We start from the raw sequence: 3,818 nt of genomic DNA, 5'->3' as shown, positions 1-3,818 counted from the left end.
TTCAAGATATGTGGCCTGACCAGCTTCATAACTATAGATGTAGTAAGAATATTCGTAAATCTTACCATTAGATTTTTGACGACGAAGTTGGCGGACCGTACCACGGTTGAGCTCGTTATTAATTGTTTGATGATTAACTCCTAATTGGCGACCAATTGCGCGATTGGAAAGTCCTTGCGACTTTAAAGTCGCAATCATCACACGTTCTTCTTTAGTAAGATGAGCATTCTTTTTATGAGTAGTCAATAAAATAGTAGACATGGTATCATTTAAGTGCGTCATTTGACGGACATCCTTTCATATAGGTTTGGTTCACTTAATATGATACCTGATGTCACGCCGAATGGCGTTTTTTATTTACCACCAACTGGGTGGCTAACTTATTCTTGAAATTTAGGGTTTAAAGTTTTAGAATAAGGACGAACTGATTACATAAGGAAGTGCCGTACGATGTGTACATCGATTTTATATACTGCTGGCGACCATTACTTTGGCCGTAACCTTGATTTAGAGATTTCGTTTGGTCAACAGGTGGTCATTACACCACGTGACTATCCGCTAAACTTTCGTAAGATGCCACGCTTAGACCACCACTATGCTATTACTGGGATGGCGCTAGTGCAGGATAACTATCCACTATATTTTGACGGTGCCAATGAAGAAGGCCTAGGGATGGCTGGCCTAAACTTTGATGGCCCGGCCCACTTTTTCCCCGTGGAAGAAGGGAAGGATAATGTATCACCATTTGAATTCATCCCCTATATCTTGGGCCAATGCAAGAACGTTGCCGAAGCTAAGGAACTGCTTAAAAGCCTTAATTTAGTCAACATTAACTTCTCTGACCAGTTGCAGTTATCCCCCTTACACTGGCTTATCGCTGATAAGAGCGGTGCAGCAATCACGGTGGAGTCAACTGCTTCTGGACTACATGTTTATGATAATCCCGTTAATGTTTTAACGAATAATCCAGAATTCCCTGACCAATTGACCAATTTGGCTAACTACCAGAGTGTTTCACCGGCAAACCCGGCTAATGCTTTGGCGCCCCAAACGGCACTTGCTAGTTATAGTCGGGGTGCCGGTTCACATTTCCTGCCAGGGGGAATGGATTCTGAAAGCCGGTTCGTCAAAGAAGTCTTCACACTCCAACATGCACCTGCTGGCGAAACTGAGGTAGCAAACGTTACAAATTACTTCCACTGCCTACACGCGGTGGAACAACAAAAGGGCCTCGATGAGGTGGGCAAGGACCAGTTTGAATATACTATTTATTCAGATGGGGTTAACCTGACGACGGGGACCTTCTATTACACCACCTATGATAATAACCAGATTAACGCGGTTAAAATGCACGCGGAAGATATGGAAGGGCAACAGCTACACCGCTTCCCGATTGCTAGCCACCAATCAATTAATATGCAAAATTAAAACTGACCAAGTAGCGATAACTTGCCGAGACGACAGTGTTATCGCTGCTTTTTTTAGAGTTTTATATGCAGAAATATGAATAAAAATAAAATAATCCTTGCTTTTAGCTCATAAAAGTTGCATATTAATTTCAATTAATAAATATACAAAAATATGAATGGAGACGATCTTATGGCAAAGGAGAAAATTGTATTAGCTTATTCAGGTGGCTTGGATACCTCAGTAGCAATTGCGTGGTTAATGAATAAGGGTTACGACGTAATCGCCTGCTGTATCGACGTTGGTGAGGGCTTGGACCTCGCTGCTATCCAACAGAAGGCAACGGCGATTGGTGCCTGGAAGTCGGTAGTTATTGATGCCAAGCGCGACTTCGCGGAACAATTTGTCCTTCCGGCCCTGCAAGCCCATGCAATGTATGAGCAGAAATACCCATTGGTTTCAGCACTCTCCCGGCCATTAATCGTCCAAAAGCTGGTTGGTGTTGCCCAACAATATGGTGCAACGGCCATCGCCCACGGTTGTACCGGGAAGGGAAATGACCAGGTCCGGTTTGAAGCGGGGATCCACGCCCTTGCGCCGGAAATGAAGATTGAAGACCCAATCCGGGATTAGCACTGGTCACGGGAAGAAGAAATCCAGTACGCCAAGGACCATGGAATCCCGGTACCGATTACCAAGGCTAGTCCGTATTCAATTGACCAGAACCTCTGGGGACGGGCAAATGAATGTGGAATCCTGGAAGACCCATGGGCAGCGGCACCAGAAGATGCCTATGAACGGACGACCCCAATTGAAGAGACACCAGATAAGCCAACGGTAATGGAAATCAGTTTCAAAGAAGAGGTTCCGGTAGCCCTCGATGGTGAAGAACTACCGTTAGACCAGCTAATCATGAAATTAGACCAGGTCGCTGGTGAAAACGGAATTGGTCGGATTGACCATGTTGAAAACCGGCTGGTTGGGATTAAGTCCCAGGAAATTTATGAGTGCCCAGCCGCCACTGTTTTGCTGGCTGCCCACAAGGATATGGAAGACCTCACCCAAGAACGGGAAGTTGCCCACTTTAAGCCAACAATTGAGCTAAAGATGGATGAGCTAATTTACAACGGTCTCTGGTACTCACCACTGATGAAGGCACTGGTGGCCTTCTTGAATGAAACCCAAAAGGTCGTTAACGGTGTTGTCCGGGTCAAGCTCTTTAAGGGTAATGTTATTTGTGAAGGACGGAAGTCACCAAATTCACTTTATGACAAGAATTTAGCAACTTACACCGCAGCTGATGAATTTGACCAGGAGGCGGCAACCGGCTTCATCAAACTGTGGGAACTGCCTGACAAAGTTTATGCCCAAGTCCAGGCCAAGGCGCAAGTAAAGAAGGGAGAACCAACGAATGCCCATTAAGAAAATGTGGGGTGGCCGGTTTGAAAAGGCCGCTAGTGAGTTAGTCGATGAATTTGGTGCTTCGATTTCCTTTGACCAGGAGATGGCCAAGGAAGATATCATGGGCTCCTTGGCTCACGTTAAGATGCTGAAGGCAACTAACATTTTATCGGCAACCGATGCCGACCAAATCATTAAGGGACTTGAGGAATTGAAAACCGAGCTGGCTGATCATGGCCTCCACTTTACCGTTGCCAATGAGGATATCCACATGAATATCGAGGCGCTATTAACGGAAAAGATTGGTCCAGTAGCGGGAAAACTACATACTGGGCGGAGCCGGAATGACCAGGTAGCGACGGACTTCCACCTCTACATTAAAGAGCGGCTTCCCAAAGTAGTAGCAGCGATTAAGGAACTCCAGCAAGCCTTAGTGCGGTTGGCGAGTGAAAACGTGGAAACAATCATGCCGGGCTACACCCACATGCAACACGCTCAGCCGATTTCTTATGGCCACTACCTGATGGCCTACTTCCAGATGTTCCAGCGGGACGTTGAACGGTTCCAGTTTAACCAGCAGCATACTGACCTGTCGCCCCTTGGCGCGGCGGCACTAGCCGGGACGACCTTCCCGATTGATCGGCAGATGACGGCCGACTTATTAGGCTTTAAGGCGCCCTATGCGAATTCTCTGGATGCAGTAAGTGACCGGGACTTAAAATTATTGTCGGTAGTAATTCCACATTAAATCTTGATGCAGATATAAAAGTAAAGATTAAGATTCAAAATTTTTATGGTATTGAAATTAATGATTTTGCCGTAAGTGTTGCTAGAACAGCAATGTGGATTGCTGAAAGTCAAATGTGGGCAGAGTCTCAAAACATTATCTAAAACTTGAAAGCAGGAAAGGAGCTTAATCACTTGTTATATCAAGGAACTGGCTATTCAAATTAGTGAATTTTAGACTGCCTGGAGCTGTTTAGCAACGACTTGTGGTAAATGTTTGATGA

At 45.4% G+C, this 3,818-nt stretch carries 2 protein-coding genes and 3 pseudogenes; 4 read left to right on the top strand and 1 reads right to left on the bottom strand.

Annotated elements, in window-relative coordinates; genetic code table 11:
- Nucleotides 1-282: helix-turn-helix domain-containing protein (locus tag OCT58_RS10070; protein ID WP_267202697.1), on the bottom strand; the 282-nt coding region annotated here is incomplete at its 3' end.
- A 168-nt stretch (nucleotides 283-450) separates the two neighbouring features.
- Between OCT58_RS10070 and bsh the strand changes: the two genes are divergently transcribed.
- The 4 genes and pseudogenes from bsh to OCT58_RS10495 form a co-directional block, all read left to right on the top strand.
- The gene (gene bsh, locus OCT58_RS10065) at nucleotides 451-1,428 is read left to right on the top strand and encodes a choloylglycine hydrolase (RefSeq protein WP_267202696.1); all 978 of its coding nucleotides are present in this window, start codon (nucleotides 451-453) and stop codon (nucleotides 1,426-1,428) included.
- A gap of 171 nt (nucleotides 1,429-1,599) precedes the next feature.
- A pseudogene (locus OCT58_RS10060) lies at nucleotides 1,600-2,829 on the top strand (argininosuccinate synthase).
- Nucleotides 2,819-3,532: pseudogene (gene argH / locus OCT58_RS10055) on the top strand (argininosuccinate lyase); the annotation flags it as partial. The pseudogenes OCT58_RS10060 and argH, both read left to right, overlap by 11 nt.
- Nucleotides 3,523-3,693 (top strand): annotated as a pseudogene (locus OCT58_RS10495) (DNA methyltransferase); the annotation flags it as partial. The pseudogenes argH and OCT58_RS10495, both read left to right, overlap by 10 nt.
- Between the last annotated feature and the right edge of the window lie 125 nt (nucleotides 3,694-3,818).

The sequence above is a fragment of the Limosilactobacillus kribbianus genome (assembly GCF_026413145.1).
Classification (GTDB): domain Bacteria; phylum Bacillota; class Bacilli; order Lactobacillales; family Lactobacillaceae; genus Limosilactobacillus; species Limosilactobacillus kribbianus.
This window is presented reverse-complemented; position numbering and strand designations above follow the sequence as displayed.

Coding starts and splice junctions, on each gene's coding strand:
- bsh (WP_267202696.1), top strand. CDS start 451: ATGTGTACATCGATTTTATATACTGCTGGCGACCATTACTTTGGCCGT.